The sequence below is a fragment of the Rothia sp. HMSC072B04 genome (genome assembly GCF_001813725.1).
Classification (GTDB): domain Bacteria; phylum Actinomycetota; class Actinomycetes; order Actinomycetales; family Micrococcaceae; genus Rothia; species Rothia mucilaginosa.
The window spans coordinates 93,377-109,195 of the sequence record NZ_KV813796.1 but is presented as its reverse complement, the minus strand read 5'-3'; the positions used below and the strand labels follow the sequence as shown (position 1 = coordinate 109,195).

At 57.5% G+C, this 15,819-nt stretch carries 9 protein-coding genes; all 9 read right to left on the bottom strand.

Translation table 11 applies throughout. The annotated features are described in order from the left end of the window. Positions 1-152: 152 nt before the first annotated feature. On the bottom strand, positions 153-1,649 hold the full coding sequence (locus HMPREF2928_RS02330; protein WP_070593731.1) for an L-serine ammonia-lyase: 1,497 nt from the start codon (positions 1,647-1,649) through the stop codon (positions 153-155). Positions 1,650-1,925: 276 nt separating this feature from the next. Beyond that, positions 1,926-3,044, bottom strand: a complete 1,119-nt coding sequence (gcvT, locus tag HMPREF2928_RS02325) for a glycine cleavage system aminomethyltransferase GcvT (RefSeq protein ID WP_070687282.1) — start codon at positions 3,042-3,044, stop codon at positions 1,926-1,928. Between the two features lie 172 nt (positions 3,045-3,216). Continuing rightward, on the bottom strand, positions 3,217-6,057 hold the full coding sequence (gcvP, locus tag HMPREF2928_RS02320) for an aminomethyl-transferring glycine dehydrogenase (protein ID WP_070687281.1): 2,841 nt from the start codon (positions 6,055-6,057) through the stop codon (positions 3,217-3,219). A gap of 286 nt (positions 6,058-6,343) precedes the next feature. After that, positions 6,344-7,564: an MFS transporter gene (locus HMPREF2928_RS02315; RefSeq protein WP_049353781.1), complete on the bottom strand. Its 1,221-nt coding sequence runs from the start codon at positions 7,562-7,564 to the stop codon at positions 6,344-6,346. Positions 7,565-7,594: 30 nt separating this feature from the next. Then, positions 7,595-8,428 carry a respiratory nitrate reductase subunit gamma gene (gene narI, locus HMPREF2928_RS02310; RefSeq protein ID WP_049347293.1) on the bottom strand — a complete coding sequence of 278 codons (834 nt, stop codon included), beginning with the start codon at positions 8,426-8,428 and terminating at the stop codon, positions 7,595-7,597. Positions 8,429-8,454: 26 nt separating this feature from the next. Beyond that, entirely contained in the window at positions 8,455-9,195 is a 741-nt protein-coding gene (gene narJ, locus HMPREF2928_RS02305) for a nitrate reductase molybdenum cofactor assembly chaperone (protein WP_005504922.1), read from the bottom strand. A 3-nt stretch (positions 9,196-9,198) separates the two neighbouring features. Beyond that, positions 9,199-10,812, bottom strand: coding sequence for a nitrate reductase subunit beta (gene narH, locus HMPREF2928_RS02300; RefSeq protein ID WP_005504921.1), 1,614 nt, complete (start codon positions 10,810-10,812; stop codon positions 9,199-9,201). Then, positions 10,812-14,531, bottom strand: coding sequence for a nitrate reductase subunit alpha (locus HMPREF2928_RS02295; protein WP_049353783.1), 3,720 nt, complete (start codon positions 14,529-14,531; stop codon positions 10,812-10,814). Before HMPREF2928_RS02295 ends, narH begins: the two co-directional genes overlap by 1 nt. A 78-nt stretch (positions 14,532-14,609) precedes the next feature. Then, positions 14,610-15,803, bottom strand: coding sequence for a ThiF family adenylyltransferase (locus HMPREF2928_RS02290; protein WP_070687280.1), 1,194 nt, complete (start codon positions 15,801-15,803; stop codon positions 14,610-14,612). Between the last annotated feature and the right edge of the window lie 16 nt (positions 15,804-15,819).

Genomic DNA, 15,819 nt, shown 5'->3' with positions numbered 1-15,819 from the left:
AGAGTCGGACGGAAAAACGTCACCTTCAGCCCGTGCCCACCGCTATATGAAGGCACAAAGGTTAGGGAAAGCGTAAATACTAACGATACAGGAAGAAATCCCTTCTGTCTACCACACCCTCATCAGGAGTGCAAACCTGCCACAGCGTGCACCTAGCATTCCACCACGTTCACAGCCAAACCACCCATGGACGTCTCCTTATAGCGGTGAGACATATCCAAACCGGTCTGACGCATCGTCTCAATCACCTGATCCAACGACACACGGTGCGTACCATCACCACGCAACGCCATACGAGCCGCCGTCACAGCATTCGACGCAGCCATCGCATTACGCTCAATACAGGGAATCTGCACCAAACCACCCACCGGGTCACACGTCAGACCCAGGTTGTGTTCCATCGCAATCTCAGCCGCATTCTCAACCTGCTCGGGAGTACCACCCATCACCTGCGCCAAACCGGCTGCAGCCATTGAGGAAGCACTACCCACCTCACCCTGGCAACCAACCTCAGCACCAGAAATCGACGCGCGCTTCTTATACAGCACACCCACAGCAGAAGACGCCAAGAAGAAATCAACAACCGCCTGATCACGAGCAGCCTGACCGCAATGGCGAATACCCTGCGTGTAATTCATCGCGTAATGCAACACCGCAGGAATAATACCCGCAGCACCATTCGTCGGAGCAGTCACCACACGACCACCAAAAGCGTTCTCCTCATTGACCGCCAAAGCAATCAGATTCACCCAGTCAATAGCGAACTCAGGAGACTTCGAAGGATCCTCCACCATCAAATCGCGATGCCACGCGCCCGCACGGCAACGCACCTTCAGCGGGCCCGGCAAATAACCCACACGTGCCAGAGAAGAGCCAATGCACTCCTTCATCACACGGTAGATATGCAAGATGCCATCACGGACCTCCTGCTCAGAACGCAGAGAACACTCATTCGCCATCTTCAACTGCGCAATCGACAACCCAGCCTCATTCGCCATCTCCAGCAGCTCAGTAGCCGAACCGAACGGATACGGAGGGTTCATCAGCGACGCACCACCGGTCGCCTCCTCATCACCCTCAACAATGAAACCGCCACCAATCGAATAGTAGGTACGCTCCAACAACAACTGCTCACCGGCAAACGCCGCGATCTTCATGCCGTTCGTATGGCGCGGAAGAACCGTCAGAGGGCGCAGAGTCATATCCAGCTCACGGTACTTCACCACCGGGCCGTACACCTTCTGCTCCTCGCCACCGGGCGCAGTCACACCGTACGCAGAGGACGGGTAACCAGCAAGCGGCAAAGTACCATCCACGCTATTGCGCTCAATCATCGCCTCAGAATCAGCGATATTGATAGTCTCCGGAACAAAACCACACAGGCCCTTCAACGCAGCACTCATCGTACCGTGACCAGCACCCGTAGCCGCCAACGAACCATACAGGTCAACATGCACACCCGTCACACGGTCCAGCAGACCCTCATCAATCAGCTCCGCCACAAAACGGTTCGAAGCGCGCATCGGCCCCACCGTATGCGAGCTCGAAGGGCCCACACCAACGCTGAACATCTCAAAAACACTGATGTCATACGGCAGAGCCTCTGCCTTCTTCTGGGCGCTACTGGGTGCGCTCTGGTTAATAGCCACGTTCTGTCCTTCAAATAAATAATGTCTGTGCACCGCACCAAAAGATACGCGCCCCTCAACGGAGGAACCACACATCAACCTGCGGTCTATAAGTGCGGACAATCACCTTTGACTGGCCGCTCTAATCCTAACGCACTTCAGAACCAGCACAAACTAAGGCTCAGAACACCTCACACACCCCCCCGCCGCTCAACGCCCACCTCACGGCGCAGAAAAGGCGCCGTGCCCACACAGGACACGACGCCTCTGCCCTACAGATTACCTGCAGAAAAACTCTTACTTCTCACGCTTGTAGAACGGCAGAGCCACAACATCAAACGGAGCACGCTTACCGCGGATATCAACATCCACAGTAGAACCAACCTCAGAGAACTCACGGTTCACCAGCGCCATAGCAATCGGGAAGCCCAGAGTCGGGGAAGGAATACCGGAGGTAACCTCACCAATCTCATTGCCCTCAGCATCCACCAGCTTAGAACCGGCACGAGCAGGACGCTTCGCCTGAGCCTTCAAACCAACCAGGATACGCTTCGACTCGCTCTTAGCCAGCTCAGCCAAAGCCTCACGACCAACGAAGTCAGCCGCCTTCTTCTCCAGAGCAATCTCGACCAGACGGCCCAGACCGGACTCAAACGGAGTAATCTCAAGACCCAGCTCATGACCGTACAGCGGCATACCAGCCTCAAGACGCAGGGAGTCACGAGAGGCCAGGCCGGCAGGAATCATACCAAAAGGCTCACCAGCAGCAGCCAGCTTATCCCACAGCTCAACAGCGTTCTCATTCGGAACAAACAGCTCGAAGCCGTCCTCACCGGTGTAACCGGTACGAGCCAGCAGAACATCAACACCGGCAACAGTCAGCGGCACCGAAGCGTAGTACTTCAGCTCGCGGACAGCCTCCTCATCAGAAACACCAGCAGCCAGCAGAATCTCCTCAGCACGAGGACCCTGAACAGCCACCAGAGAAGTCTGATCCGACTCGTTCACGAACTCAACGTTGAAATCGCCCAGGCGCTCGCTCATCGCAGCAAAGTCAGTGTCAATGTTCGAAGCGTTCGGAACGACCATGAACTCCTCATCGCCCAGACGGTAAGTAATCAGGTCGTCAATGACGCCGCCCTTGTCGTTGACCAGGATCGAGTACTTTGCCTTACCGACCTTCAGGATGGACATATTCGACACCAGAGCGTAATCCAGGAACGCACCCGCATCCGGACCGGTCACACGGAACTCACCCATGTGGGACAGGTCGAAAATACCGGCACGAGTACGGACCGCCTCATGCTCAGCAACGTCATTAGCGTACTTCAGGGGCATATCCCAGCCGCCGAAGTCGGTGAAAGAAGCGCCAAGCTTCTCATGGACAGAGTACAGAGAGGTCTTCTTGGGGGACATTAGATTCTCCTCACGCACAGCCTTGTGCTGTTATCGTTCAATCGTCGTAGATTTAGTTCACCCCCACAGACACGAGATACGCTGCGGAGGCGGTCCTCACCCGCCCCCAGGAACCTGAGGACGGGTGAGGCAGGTAGACCGCTACAGCCTACCCAGGAGCGTTATAGGCTCCTTATGCTTCCAGGTCGAAAGCCTCCATCGGGGGGCATTCGCACACGAAGTTACGGTCACCGCCAGCGCCATCAATACGACCCACCGAAGTGAAGTACTTATTAGCGCGCAGGCTCGGGACAGGGAAAGCTGCCTGAGTACGGCTGTAGGGGCGATCCCACTCATCAGCGCTCACCACATCAACGGTGTGCGGTGCGTTGCGCAGAACCGAATCCTCCACAGCGACCTTGCCCTCAGCCACCTCGATAATCTCATCGTAGATGGTCTCCATTGCCTCAATGAAGCGGTCCAGCTCTTCCTTCGACTCAGACTCAGTCGGCTCAACCATCAGGGTGCCCGGAACCGGGAACGCCAGGGTCGGAGCGTGGAAGCCGAAGTCCATCAGACGCTTGCAGACATCCTCAGCAGTCACGTGAGACTGATCGGTCAGCTGACGCAGGTCCAGGATGCACTCGTGAGCGACCAGACCGCCGGGGCCGGTGTACAGCACCGGGTACTTGTCGTTGAGCTTCTTCGCAATGTAGTTAGCGTTCAGAACCGCGTACTGCGAAGAGTCCTTCAGACCCTGAGCACCAGTCATCGCAATGTACATCCAGCTAATCGGCAGAACGCCGGCAGAACCGAAGAACGCCTGCGAAATCGGCAGTGCAGCATCGTTGGGGAGCTTACCTTCAGCATCAGCGCGGTATGCGTCACCGGGCAGGAACTTCGCCAGGTGCTCACGAACAGCCAGCGGGCCAACACCGGGGCCGCCACCACCGTGAGGAATGGAGAAGGTCTTGTGCAGGTTCAGGTGCGAAACGTCGCCGCCGAACTTACCGGGCTGAGCGAAGCCCATCTGAGCGTTCAGGTTCGCGCCATCCAGGTACACCTGGCCGCCAGCCTCGTGAACCAGCTGGCAAACCTCAGCAACCTGCTCCTCAAACACACCGTGGGTGGAGGGGTAGGTAATCATGATGCCGGCAACCTTGGGACCGTACTTCTCGATCTTGACCTTCAGGTCATCAACATCAATCGAGCCGTCAGCCGCAGTTGCCACACCGGCAACCTTCAGACCAGCCAGAGCAGCAGATGCCGCGTTGGTGCCGTGAGCAGACAGCGGAATCAGGACGGTATCGCGCTCGTGGTCACCGTTAGCCTCGTGGAAGGAACGGATAGCGCGCAGACCAGCGTACTCACCGGTTGCACCCGAGTTCGGCTGCAGGGACACAGCATCGTAACCGGTAATAGCAACCAGCCACTCAGTCAGGTCCTTAATCAGCTCGTGCCAGCCCTCAGCCTGATCCTCCGGGACCAGCGGGTGAATGTTCGCGAACTCAGGCCAGGAGATGGGCTCCATCTCAGCAGCCGCGTTCAGCTTCATGGTGCACGAACCCAGCGGAATCATGGTGCGGTCAAGAGCCAGGTCCTTATCAGCGAGGTGACGCAGGTAGCGCATCATCTCGGTCTCGGAGCGGTACTTGTGGAAAATCGGGTGCTGCATGTACTCATCGGTACGCAGCAGCTCAGCAGGCAGATCGTACTGTGCATCTGCCTCGCCCAGGGTGCCGCCCAGAGCCTCGACCAGACCCTTGAGCAGTTCCTCACCGTGAGACTCACCCACGGAAATACCAACACGGTTCTCGTCGAAGCGGCGGATGTTCACGCCAGCGTCCAGAGCCTTCGCAACCAGCTCGTCAGCACGGCCAGCAGCCTCCACCACAACGGTGTCGAAGAAAGTATCGTGAGCGATACCGTAACCCGCAGCCTTCAGCGCGGTAGCAACACGAGCGGCGTTGGTGTGCAGGCGGTTCGCGATAGCGCGCAGGCCCTCAGGACCGTGGTACATCGCGTAAGCGCCAGCAACAATCGCCAGCAGAGCCTGAGCAGTACAAATATTGGAAGTAGCCTTCTCACGGCGAATGTGCTGCTCACGAGTCTGCAGAGCCAGACGGTACGCAGGCTTACCAGCCGAATCCTTAGAAACACCCACCAGACGGCCAGGCATGGTACGCTCCATACCCTTGTGAACAGCCATGTAAGCAGCGTGGGGGCCACCGAAGAAGAAGGGCAGACCGAAACGCTGAGTGTTACCCACAGCGATATCAGCGCCCAGCTCACCCGGAGACTTCAGCAGGGTCAGAGCCAGCAGGTCAGCGACCACAGTGACCAGGGCGTTACGCTCCTTAGCGGCCTTAATCAGCGGCTCAATATCGCGAATATCGCCTTCATTGCCGGGGTACGCCAGGACGATACCGTACAGGTCGCCCTCGGGCAGACCCTCAGAGAAATCAGTAATGACGAAGGGAATGCCGAGCATCTCTGCACGGCCGCGAGTCACCGAAATAACCTGAGGCAGGCAACGGGAGTCAATCGCGAAGAAGCCGTTCTTCACCTTGCGGTTCGCACGGTGCATCATGACAGCTGCCTCAGCTACTGCGGATGCCTCATCCAGCAGGGAGGAGTTTGCAATCTCCAGGCCGGTCAGCTCCATCACGGTGTTCTGGAAGTTCAGCAGAGCCTCCAGACGGCCCTGAGAAATCTCAGCCTGGTACGGGGTGTAAGAAGTGTAGAAACCGGGGTTTTCCAGAATATTACGGCGCAGAACCGCGGGAGTTACTGCATCGTAGTATCCGGCACCAATCATCTGGGCGAGAACCTTATTCTTCGCAGCATAGCCGGCAATCTTTGCCTGAGCCTCATGCTCCGACAGCGGAGCAGGCAACTGCAATTCGCCGTCAAGGCGAATCTGGGAGGGGACGACAGCGTCCATCAGCGCATCCAGGGAAGAGTATCCCAGGGTTTCGAGCATCTGCTCTGCGTCTGCGGAACGGGGGCCGAGATGACGATCAATAAAGGACATAGGATTCTCCTATTGGTCGGCGCAAACCGTAGAGGGGTCACGTCGCGCTATTGCGACGAGTCGAACACTTTAAAGTGTCCCACATCTCCACAAAGTTTCGCTAGCTTTACCAACATTCGACATGCCCAAACATCAAACTCTTCTGCCCCGCCAAAGCCCACCCCTGTTAGAGGACAAAACAGCAGAAAAGCACAAAGTCCGGCTCGTTCCCTCCGAAGAGAAAACGAGCCGGACTCAGTCAAAGCAAACTTCGCATACATCCTGCAGAAGGATGTACTAGAAGAACCTACTTAGCGTGGTTGGGCTTGCCACCGTGCGGCACCAGGAATGCCGACAGGAAAGCCAGAGCCGCAGTCACAGCCAGCAGCATCAGACCGATGAAGTAGTTGTTCTCAGCCTGGTTATAGGTTGCACCCATCACCAGCGGCGGGAAGAAACCACCCAGAGCGCCAGCAGCAGCAACCACACCGGACACCGCACCAACGTTCTTCGGATCAGCCGCACGAGCCACCCAGCCGAAGACCGAGCCGTGGCCCAGACCCAGAAGAGCAGCCATCAGGATGAAAACAGCACCATACACGTGCTCAGCATCAGGCTGGAACGCGGTAATAACTGCCAGGATCACCACACCACCCAGGGAGATGAGGGTGATAATCTTCGGACCGAACTTATCAGCCAGCACACCACCGAAGGGACGAGCAATCACGGCAGCAGCCGCGAAGCCAGCCGCACGCATACCAGCGTCGTTAGCGTTGAAGTTGTAGATGTTGCTCAGGTAAGTGGGCAGGTAGTTCGAGAATGCCACGAACGCACCGAACACAACAGCGTAGAGGAAGCACAGCTGCCAAGTGGTCTTCACCTTGAATGCCTGAACAATCTTCGGCATCAGCGGAGTAACCTCACGGCCGATGGTTGCCGGAGAATCCTTCAAGAAGAAGAAAGAGATAGCAGCGGTTACAGCACAGATAACAGCAATCAGAACGTGAGTCTGGAAGTAACCAATACCCTGCACCAGGCGGGGGGTAGCGAATGCAGAAATTGCAGTACCCACCATGCCGGCACCGAACACACCGGTCGCAAAACCCTTCTTGGAAGCGTCATACCATGCGGAACTGAAGGGAATACCCACAGCGAACACGGTACCCGCAATACCCAGGAAGAACGCCACAACAAGCAGCATGGGCAGCGAGTTCATCTGACCAGCAACACCAACCAGGAAGACCAGGGGTGCGCTAATCGCCAGAACAGCGGTGAACATAATACGACCACCGTAGCGGTCAGTCAGACCACCAACGGGAATACGGCCGATAGCGCCGATGAAAATCGGCATAGCCACCAGAACACTGGTCATACCAGCGTCCAAGTGCATCTGCTTGGCGTACAGCTTGGCCAGCGGACCAACAATAGTCCAAGCCCAGAAGCCGATGGTCGAGATGAACGTTGCCAGCAGAACGTTACGGAGCTGACCATTCTTCAGGTCGTAGCTCGGTGCAACAGGGGTGCTCATATTTCCTCTTTTGCAATATGGATATGTGTATTAGCGGTCGGCGCGCTCACGCGGGAGAGTACCTACCGGATCCCAACCTCGACGTGCACCAACACGCTGGCCGCCACGAGAGCGGTACACGGTGTAGGGGCGGAAGAGGTAGTGCAGGGGCACAGTCAGTGCGTGCACCAGGCGGGTAAAGGGCCAAATGATGAACAGAACCATAGCCACCACGATGTGAATCTTGAAAGCCACGGGAATATTCACCATCAAAGCTACCTCAGGGTGGAAGTAGAACAGCGAACGGAACCACACAGAAATGGTCTCACGGTAGTTGAAGTGAACCTCGTGACCATTCACCGGAGGCAAACCGCCCGAGGGGTTCACTGCCGAAATCAGAGTAGCCGCAGTACCGGCGAGAATCACCAGAACCAAAACGACATACATGAAAACGTCATTACGAGTGGTAGCCGAACGCACACGAGAGTTCGAAACACGGCGACCAATCAGAACGAACATACCAACAATGGTTGCGACCGCAGCAACAGAACCGCCGACCAGCGCCACAATGTGGTAAGTGTCATCCGAAACGACCAGGTCGGTGAATGCCTTAGGCACCACCAGACCACCAACGTGGCCAAGGAAAACGGCCGCAAGACCGTAATGGAACAGGGGCGAAGCGATGCGCAACAGCTTCGATTCATAGACCTGGGACGAGCGGGTAGTCCATCCGAACTGGTCAGTACGGTAACGCCAAATGGTGCCACCAATCAGAATGACCAGTGCAACATAGGGCAGAACGCCCCACAGCAGGATGTCAACAATACCCGGATCGGCTACAGCCTGTGCAGCATGTCCTGCGTTCTCAGAAGCAAGTACGTACACGTGTTGTCTCCTCACAAGGGATAAAACTAGTTAGAACGAGCCGAAGCCTGCTGGAGCAGCTGATGATCAGCGTAGCCATTCAGGCCAACAGTCTCGACGGGAGGGCCGTAGCCAGCCATCTTCTGGACCTCCTCCTGAGTCTGCGGAGAGACGCCAGGAAGGGTATCGCAGATGCTCTGCAACAACCCGTAGTGGGGCAGATTTCCGTCCTTCATGGACAGACGAAGAAGCTCAAGGGACGGACGGTACGCCTGCAAAGCGGAACGGCCCTTACGGCGATCCACCAACGCACAGAACTCCAGCACCAGCGGCAGGTAGTCCGGAAGCTCACCATTCAAAACGGTCAACATACCGGAGTCGCGGTACATCTGCTTAAAACGCAGAAGAGTCTCACCACGGCGGCGGGTATCGCCATCGGTCCAGTAGGACAGATGCAGAGAATGACGACGCGAAAGGTCGTACTCCTGCACGTACTCGGACTGCACATCCTCCAGGTCCTTAGAAGTCAGCCACTGTTGAACCGCATCAACGGCAGCAATGAAAGCCTCATCCTGGGTGGAAGCGGTAATCTCCACCAGTTCAGGCAGAACCTTCAGAGTTTCCTCATCGGGGTAGCCCAGGAGCATACCGCTCACCTGGTAAATCACCGAGTCCTTATCCTCGCCGGGACCGTAATCGATATCGAACGGATTCTCCGGCTGAGCCGGTTCCGAGACAGTAGCCTCGGAACCGGCCTTGCCCATGAGCTTGGAAAAGAATCCAGCCACTTATTACTTCTTTCCGGTGGTATTCGGGAAGAGGCCGTCAGGACGGGAAGAACCGTCCCAGCTGAACAAGCTGACCTTGTTGTTAGCCTCGTAGACACCGGTGGACACGGGGGTCGGGCGACCCTCCATGTCGTTGAACGCATCGCCGTACATGCCGGGTCCGCCATCCACGCTCAAGGAGCAGCCCATTTCCTCAAGGTTGTGGGCGTCTTCCATGTGAGCCTTCGGAATGACGTAACGCTCGTTGTACTTAGCGATAGCCATCAGGCGGTACATCTCGTACACCTGCTGACCAGTCATGCCAACTGCCTGAGCAATCTCCTCGTTGCCTTCGCCACCGAGGTTGATGTCACGCATGTACGAACGCATCGCAGCCAGGCGGCGCAGAACGTTAGTAACAACCTCAGTGTCACCAGCGGTGAACAGCTCAGCCAGGTACTCAACCGGAATACGGAGAGACTCAATAGCGCCGAACAGGTTGTTGCTGTTCTCTGCATCGTGGCCCTGCTCCTTGAGCAGGTCAACAATCGGAGACAGCGGCGGCACGTACCAAACCATCGGCATGGTGCGGTACTCGGGGTGCAGGGGCAGAGCCACCTTCCACTCCTTCGCCAGCTTGTACACGGGCGACTTCTGAGCTGCAGTAATCCACGCATCGGGGATGTCGTTCTTACGAGCCTGCTCAATCACAGCCGGATCCGAAGGATCAAGCATCAGCGACAGCTGAGCCTCGTAGAGATCCTTCTCATCCTCGACCGAAGCAGCCTCAGTCACGCGGTCTGCATCGTAGAGGAAGATACCGATGTAGCGCATACGACCAACACAGGTCTCAGCACACACGGTCGGAATACCAGCCTCAATACGGGGGTAGCAGAAGGTACACTTCTCAGCCTTACCCGTCTTGTGGTTGAAGTACACCTTCTTGTAGGGGCAACCGGTGATGCACTGACGCCAACCGCGGCAACGGTCCTGGTCAACCAGAACGATACCGTCCTCAGCGCGCTTGTAGATAGCGCCGGAGGGGCAAGAAGCCATGCAGGAGGGGTTCAAGCAGTGCTCACAAATACGAGGCAGGTAGAACATGAAGGTCTGCTCGAACTCGAACTTAATCTTGTCCTCAGCCTTCTTGCGAACCTTCTCAACCAGCGGGTCCAGGTGACCGTACTCGGTCGCACCAGCCAGGTTGTCGTCCCAGTTCATACCCCACTCGACCTTGGTGTCCTCACCGGTGATGAGGGAGACCGGCTTAGCAGCCGGGAAGTCATCACCCAGAGGAGCACTGGTCAGGTTCTGGTAATCGTAGGTCCAGGGCTCGTAGTAGTCGTTCAGCTCGGGCTGAATCGGGGAAGCGAAGATCGTGAAGAGCTTCTGGAAGCGGTTACCGCTCTTGAGCTCCAAACGACCGCGCTTGTTCAGCACCCAGCCGCCCTTCCACTTCTCCTGATCCTCGTAACGGCGGGGGTAACCCTGACCGGGACGAGTCTCAACGTTGTTGAACCAGACGTACTCGGTACCGGCTCGGTTCGTCCATGCCTGCTTACAGGTCACGGAGCAGGTGTGGCAGCCGATGCACTTATCGAGCGCCATCACCATAGCAACTTGTGCCATAACGCGCATTAGAAAGTTACCTCCTGGGACTTACGGCGACGGATGTACGAGACGATGTCTCGCTGGTTACCGGTCGGTCCAAGATAGTTGAAGGCGAACGCCTGGTGAGCGTAGCCACCAATCATGTGGGTGGGCTTCAGAAGAATACGGGTCACCGAGTTGTGAATACCACCGCGCTTACCGGTGACTTCAGACTTCGGGCTAACCATACGCTCCTGAGCGTGGTAGACGTAGCAAACGCCCTCGGGCATACGGTGCGAAACAACCGCACGGCCGACGAAGACACCATTGGTGTTCACACACTCAATCCACTCGCCATCCTTGACGCCAATCTTCTCAGCGTCCTGCGGGCTCATCCATGCAGTCGGACCGCCACGGAACATGCTCAGCATGTAGTGGTTATCGAAGTACTGCGAGTGAATTGCCCACTTGTTGTGCGGGGTCAGGTAGCGAACAGCAACCGAAACACCATCGGTAGTACCGAGCTCAGGCTCGTTGTACAGGCCGGTCATATCCAGCGGCGGACGGTAAATCGGCAGAGCCTCGCCCATTTCGTGCATCCAGTCGTGGTCGAGGAAGAAGTGCATACGGCCGGTCAGGGTGTGGAACGGCTTCTTCTTCTCGATGTTGACGGTGAACGGAGCGTAACGGCGACCACCGGTCTCCGAACCGGACCACTCGGGGGAGGTCATCACGGGCTGCGGTGCGGCCTGGGTCATGGGGAAGGTGATACGACGTTCCTCGTTACCTTCTGCCAGGTCCATCAGGTGCAGACCGGTCTGCTTCTCAAGCTCCTTGAAGCCCTTGACAGCGACCTCACCGTTGGAGGTACCGGAAATCATGAGGATTGCTTCAGAAATCTTCACGTCGGTATCCAGTGCCGGACGGCCTGCGCCCTTACCGGAGTCCATCACACCGAATTCCTTAGCCATCTTCGCGACTTCGTCCTTCAGGTCGTAAGTGATGAACTTGGTGGTTGCACCGAGCTTATCGAACAGCGGGCCAACGGTGGTGTACATGTCGTACAGTGCGCCGTAGTCGCGCTCGACGGTGACGAAGTTCGGCATGTTCTTGCCGGGTACGCCCACCATACCGGGGGTGTTCTTCCAGTCGGGTGCGTGACCGCCGGGCTGAGCAATCTGGCCGGGGGTGTCGTGCAACAGCGGGACCGAAACGATGTCCTTACGGACGCCGAGGTGCTTCTTAGCCAGGCGGCTGAACTCAAACGCCAGTGCCTTGAAGGTCTCGTGGTCGGTCTTTGCCTCCCACGGCGGGTCAATTGCCGGGGAGAACGCGTGCAGGAACGGGTGCATATCGGTCGAGGAGATATCGTGCTTCTCGTACCAGGTAGCAGTCGGCAGAACGATGTCAGACAGCAGGGTCGTGGAGGTCATACGGAAGTCCGAGGTGACCAGCAGATCCAGCTTGCCCTGAGGCGCGTCCTCAACCCACTTCACTTCGTTCGGCAGCTTCTCCGAGTCGGAGCCCTGGACGTTGTCCATGCTACCGACCAGGTGCTTCAGGAAGTAGCTCTCACCCTTAGCGGAGGAACCGAACAGGTTCGAACGCCACAGGGTCAGGGTACGAGGCCAGTTGACGGGGTTGTCAACGTCCTCAACGGAGAACTCCAGGTCACCGGAGTTCAGACGCTGTGCAATGTAGTCCGCGTTCGAGGAAGCCTCGCCGCGTGCCACAGCCTGCTCTGCCTTGTCTGCCAGGTCCAGCGAGTTCTCAGGGAACTGCGGGTAGAACGGCATCCAGCCCATACGGGTAGAACGTGCCACAACGTCAGCAGTGTGAACGTCGCGCAGCTCGCCCTTAGCCAGCGGGGACTGCAGGTAGTCGGTGGAGTACGCATCCTGACGGAACTGGTCAGTGTGCATATACCAGAAGCCGGTACCAATCATGTGACGCGGCGGGCGGCTCCAGTCCAGAGCGTTCGCGATGTTGGTCAGACCGGTCAGAGGACGTGCCTTCTCCTGGCCCACGTAGTGAGCCCAACCGCCACCGTTACGGCCCTGGCAACCGGTCAGGTTCAGCAGAGCGAGGATAGCGCGGTAGGTGGTGTCAGCGTGGTACCACTGGCAAATACCTGCACCGAAGATGACCATGGAGCGACCGCCGGAATCCAGGGCGCTCTTGGCGAACTCGCGGGCAACGCGAATAACAGCCTCGGCGGGGACAGAAGTAATCTGCTCCTGCCATGCCGGGGTATTCTGAACGTTCCAGTCCTCGTAGTCCTTAGCCCAGGTACCGGGCAGACCCTCACGGCCCACACCGTACTGTGCCAGCATGATATCGAAGACGGTAGTAACTTCGTGACCATCAACGTAGGTTACGGGCACGCCGCGGGTAATGACGTCGCCGTGGCCCTTCGGGTTGTCGAAGGTCGGCATCTTGATCTCTGCAGCTGCAGTCTGGCCCTGAGGCAGGTCGCGAATCGACAGAATCGGCTTACGACCCTGCAAATCCAGGTTCCACTTGCCCTGGTCTTCCTGAGCGTAACGGTGACCCATGGTGCCGTTGGGCACGAAGACCTCGCCGGTCTCGCGGTCCATCAGGACGGGCTTGAAGTCAGCGTTCGGCTGCTCAGCCTCGCCAGCGAGCTTAGCTGCAGTCAGGAACTTGGAGGGAACCTTAATGCCATCTTCACGGGTTTCCAGGGTGACCAGGAAGGGAAGGTCGGTGTAGGTCAGGGAGAAGTCCTCGAAGAACTCGACACGCTGGTCGACGTAGTTCTCCTTGAGGATGACGTGGCCCATCGCCATTGCCAGTGCCGCGTCGGTACCTGCCTGGGCGGGTAGCCACTCGTCAGCGAACTTGGTGTTGTCGGCGTAGTCGGGGCTCACGGTGACAACCTTGGTACCGCGGTAGCGGACCTCGGAGACCCAGTGAGCATCCGGGGTACGGGTCAGCGGAACGTTTGCACCCCACATGATGAGGTATGCAGCGTCCCACCAGTCGCCGGACTCGGGAACGTCGGTCTGGTCGCCGAAGACCTGCGGGGAAGCCACGGGGAGGTCAGCGTACCAGTCGTAGAAGCTGGTCATGACGCCACCGGCCAGCTGGATGTAGCGAACACCCGCGCTGAAGGACGCCATGGACATTGCCGGAATCGGGGTGAAGCCGGTGTTACGGTCGGGGCCGTAGTACTTGATGGTGTGCACGTGAGCAGCAGCCATCAGCTCGAGAGCCTCAGCCCAGGTCGAGCGCACCAGACCACCCTTACCGCGTGCGTTCACGTAGCGTGCACGCTTGGCGGGGTCGGACACGATGGAGTGGAAGGCGTCCACGGGATCGTTGTGGATTGCCTTCGCTTCGCGGTACATCTCCAGCAGGAGACCGCGAACGTAGGGGTACTTAACGCGAGTGGGAGAGTAGGTGTACCACGAGAATGCTGCACCGCGGGGGCAACCGCGGGGCTCGTACTCGGGGCGGTCGGGACCAACCGAGGGGTAGTCAGTTTCCTGTGCTTCCCAGGTGATAATGCCGTCCTTGACGTACACCTTCCAGGAGCAGGAGCCGGTGCAGTTCACGCCGTGGGTAGAGCGAACTTCCTTATCGTGGCTCCAACGGTCGCGGTAGAAGGCGTCACCTTCGCGGCCGCCTTCACGGAAGACGGCGCGGCCGTCTTCAGTCTCATCCCAGCGGGAGAAGAACTTACCGAACTTGATCAGCTGATCGGTAAGGGGGCCATCCGGGCCCTTAATCTGTGATGCTTGTTCCATACTGCCCAATATATCGGAAATTTGGCATAGAAAATACGAGATAAAAACCTTGCCTAATTCATGCGAAATAAGGGTGTTTTAGACCGTAAGCCAGGCGGAAATTCCACCCTCAAGCATGTACACAGAACGCTCCTCCAGAGGCGCTATTTCACGAGCCGCTTCAACCGTTCGGGTGTATCCGGTGCAGTAAATAACGATTTTCTGGGCATTTGCGGGGATTTTACGCTCAATTAGGGCTTTGAGGGAGTCATTTCGAGCCGCTTCAAGCAATTCAGTGAGGGGTAGATTAATGGCACCGTCAATCGCAAAGGCATTGAACTCCACCTGCTCACGGACATCCAAAAGGGCAATATTTTCACCCGATGACATCTTTTTAAGGTCCTGAGCGCTCATCGAGCGGGGCTTCGAGTCAGCAGAAGAGCTTGTAAAATCCTGAGAAATATTACGAATTGTTACATGATTTTTGGGCTTATGACTCGTTTCTTGGGGCAAAACAGCGCTTTTCTTAGGTACAGCTTGCACGCTAGCTACAAGAGGTATATATTCCCACCTTCCGCTTAATGCCGAATATAGGCCAACCTCACCCATGAGCGGCTCCCCCCCCCCGGTCAGCAGCTTCACCGCCTCCATGGCCATCGCAGCACCCACCACGCCAGCCATAGCACCCACCACGCCAGCAGTACTACACGACGGCACGCTACCGACAGCAGGAGCATGAGGGTACAAATCCTCATACACAGGACCGCGCCCCGCCCAAAACACACTCAGCTGCGCATCAAAGCCAAGAATCGCAGCCCACACATGCGGAATCCCGGCACGCGCAGCCGCCGCCGAGACCACATAACGCGACTCAAAATTATCGCTACCATCCAGCACCAGATCAGCGCCAGACAGAAGCTCATCAACATTCGCCTCCGTCAGGCGCTCACGCACCGGCAACACCTCAATAAAAGGATTCAGCGAGCGCAAGGACTCAGCAGCGGACTCAGCCTTAGAATTGCCCACCCTGGCATGCGTATGAATCACCTGGCGGTGCAGATTCGAGGCATCCACGACGTCATCATCCACCACCACAATCTGACCGACACCGGCACCCGCCAGGTACAGCAGAGCGGGAGCACCCAAACCGCCAGCGCCCAGCACCACCACACGCGCGCCCTTGAGCGCCAGCTGAGCCTCATACCCCATTTCGGGCAGGATCAGCTGACGAGAATAGAACGCACGCTCAGCGGCAGAGAGCTCGCCCGTGCCGGTTGAAGGCTGAGAAGACATAGGGATTCCTCGCGTC

Bases quoted from the DNA above. Each gene is read 5' to 3' on its own strand.
- gcvT (WP_070687282.1), bottom strand. From the start codon at position 3,044: ATGTCCCCCAAGAAGACCTCTCTGTACTCTGTCCATGAGAAGCTTGGC.
- gcvP (WP_070687281.1), bottom strand. From the start codon at position 6,057: ATGTCCTTTATTGATCGTCATCTCGGCCCCCGTTCCGCAGACGCAGAG.
- HMPREF2928_RS02315 (WP_049353781.1), bottom strand. From the start codon at position 7,564: ATGAGCACCCCTGTTGCACCGAGCTACGACCTGAAGAATGGTCAGCTC.
- narH (WP_005504921.1), bottom strand. From the start codon at position 10,812: ATGCGCGTTATGGCACAAGTTGCTATGGTGATGGCGCTCGATAAGTGC.
- HMPREF2928_RS02295 (WP_049353783.1), bottom strand. From the start codon at position 14,531: ATGGAACAAGCATCACAGATTAAGGGCCCGGATGGCCCCCTTACCGAT.
- HMPREF2928_RS02290 (WP_070687280.1), bottom strand. From the start codon at position 15,803: ATGTCTTCTCAGCCTTCAACCGGCACGGGCGAGCTCTCTGCCGCTGAG.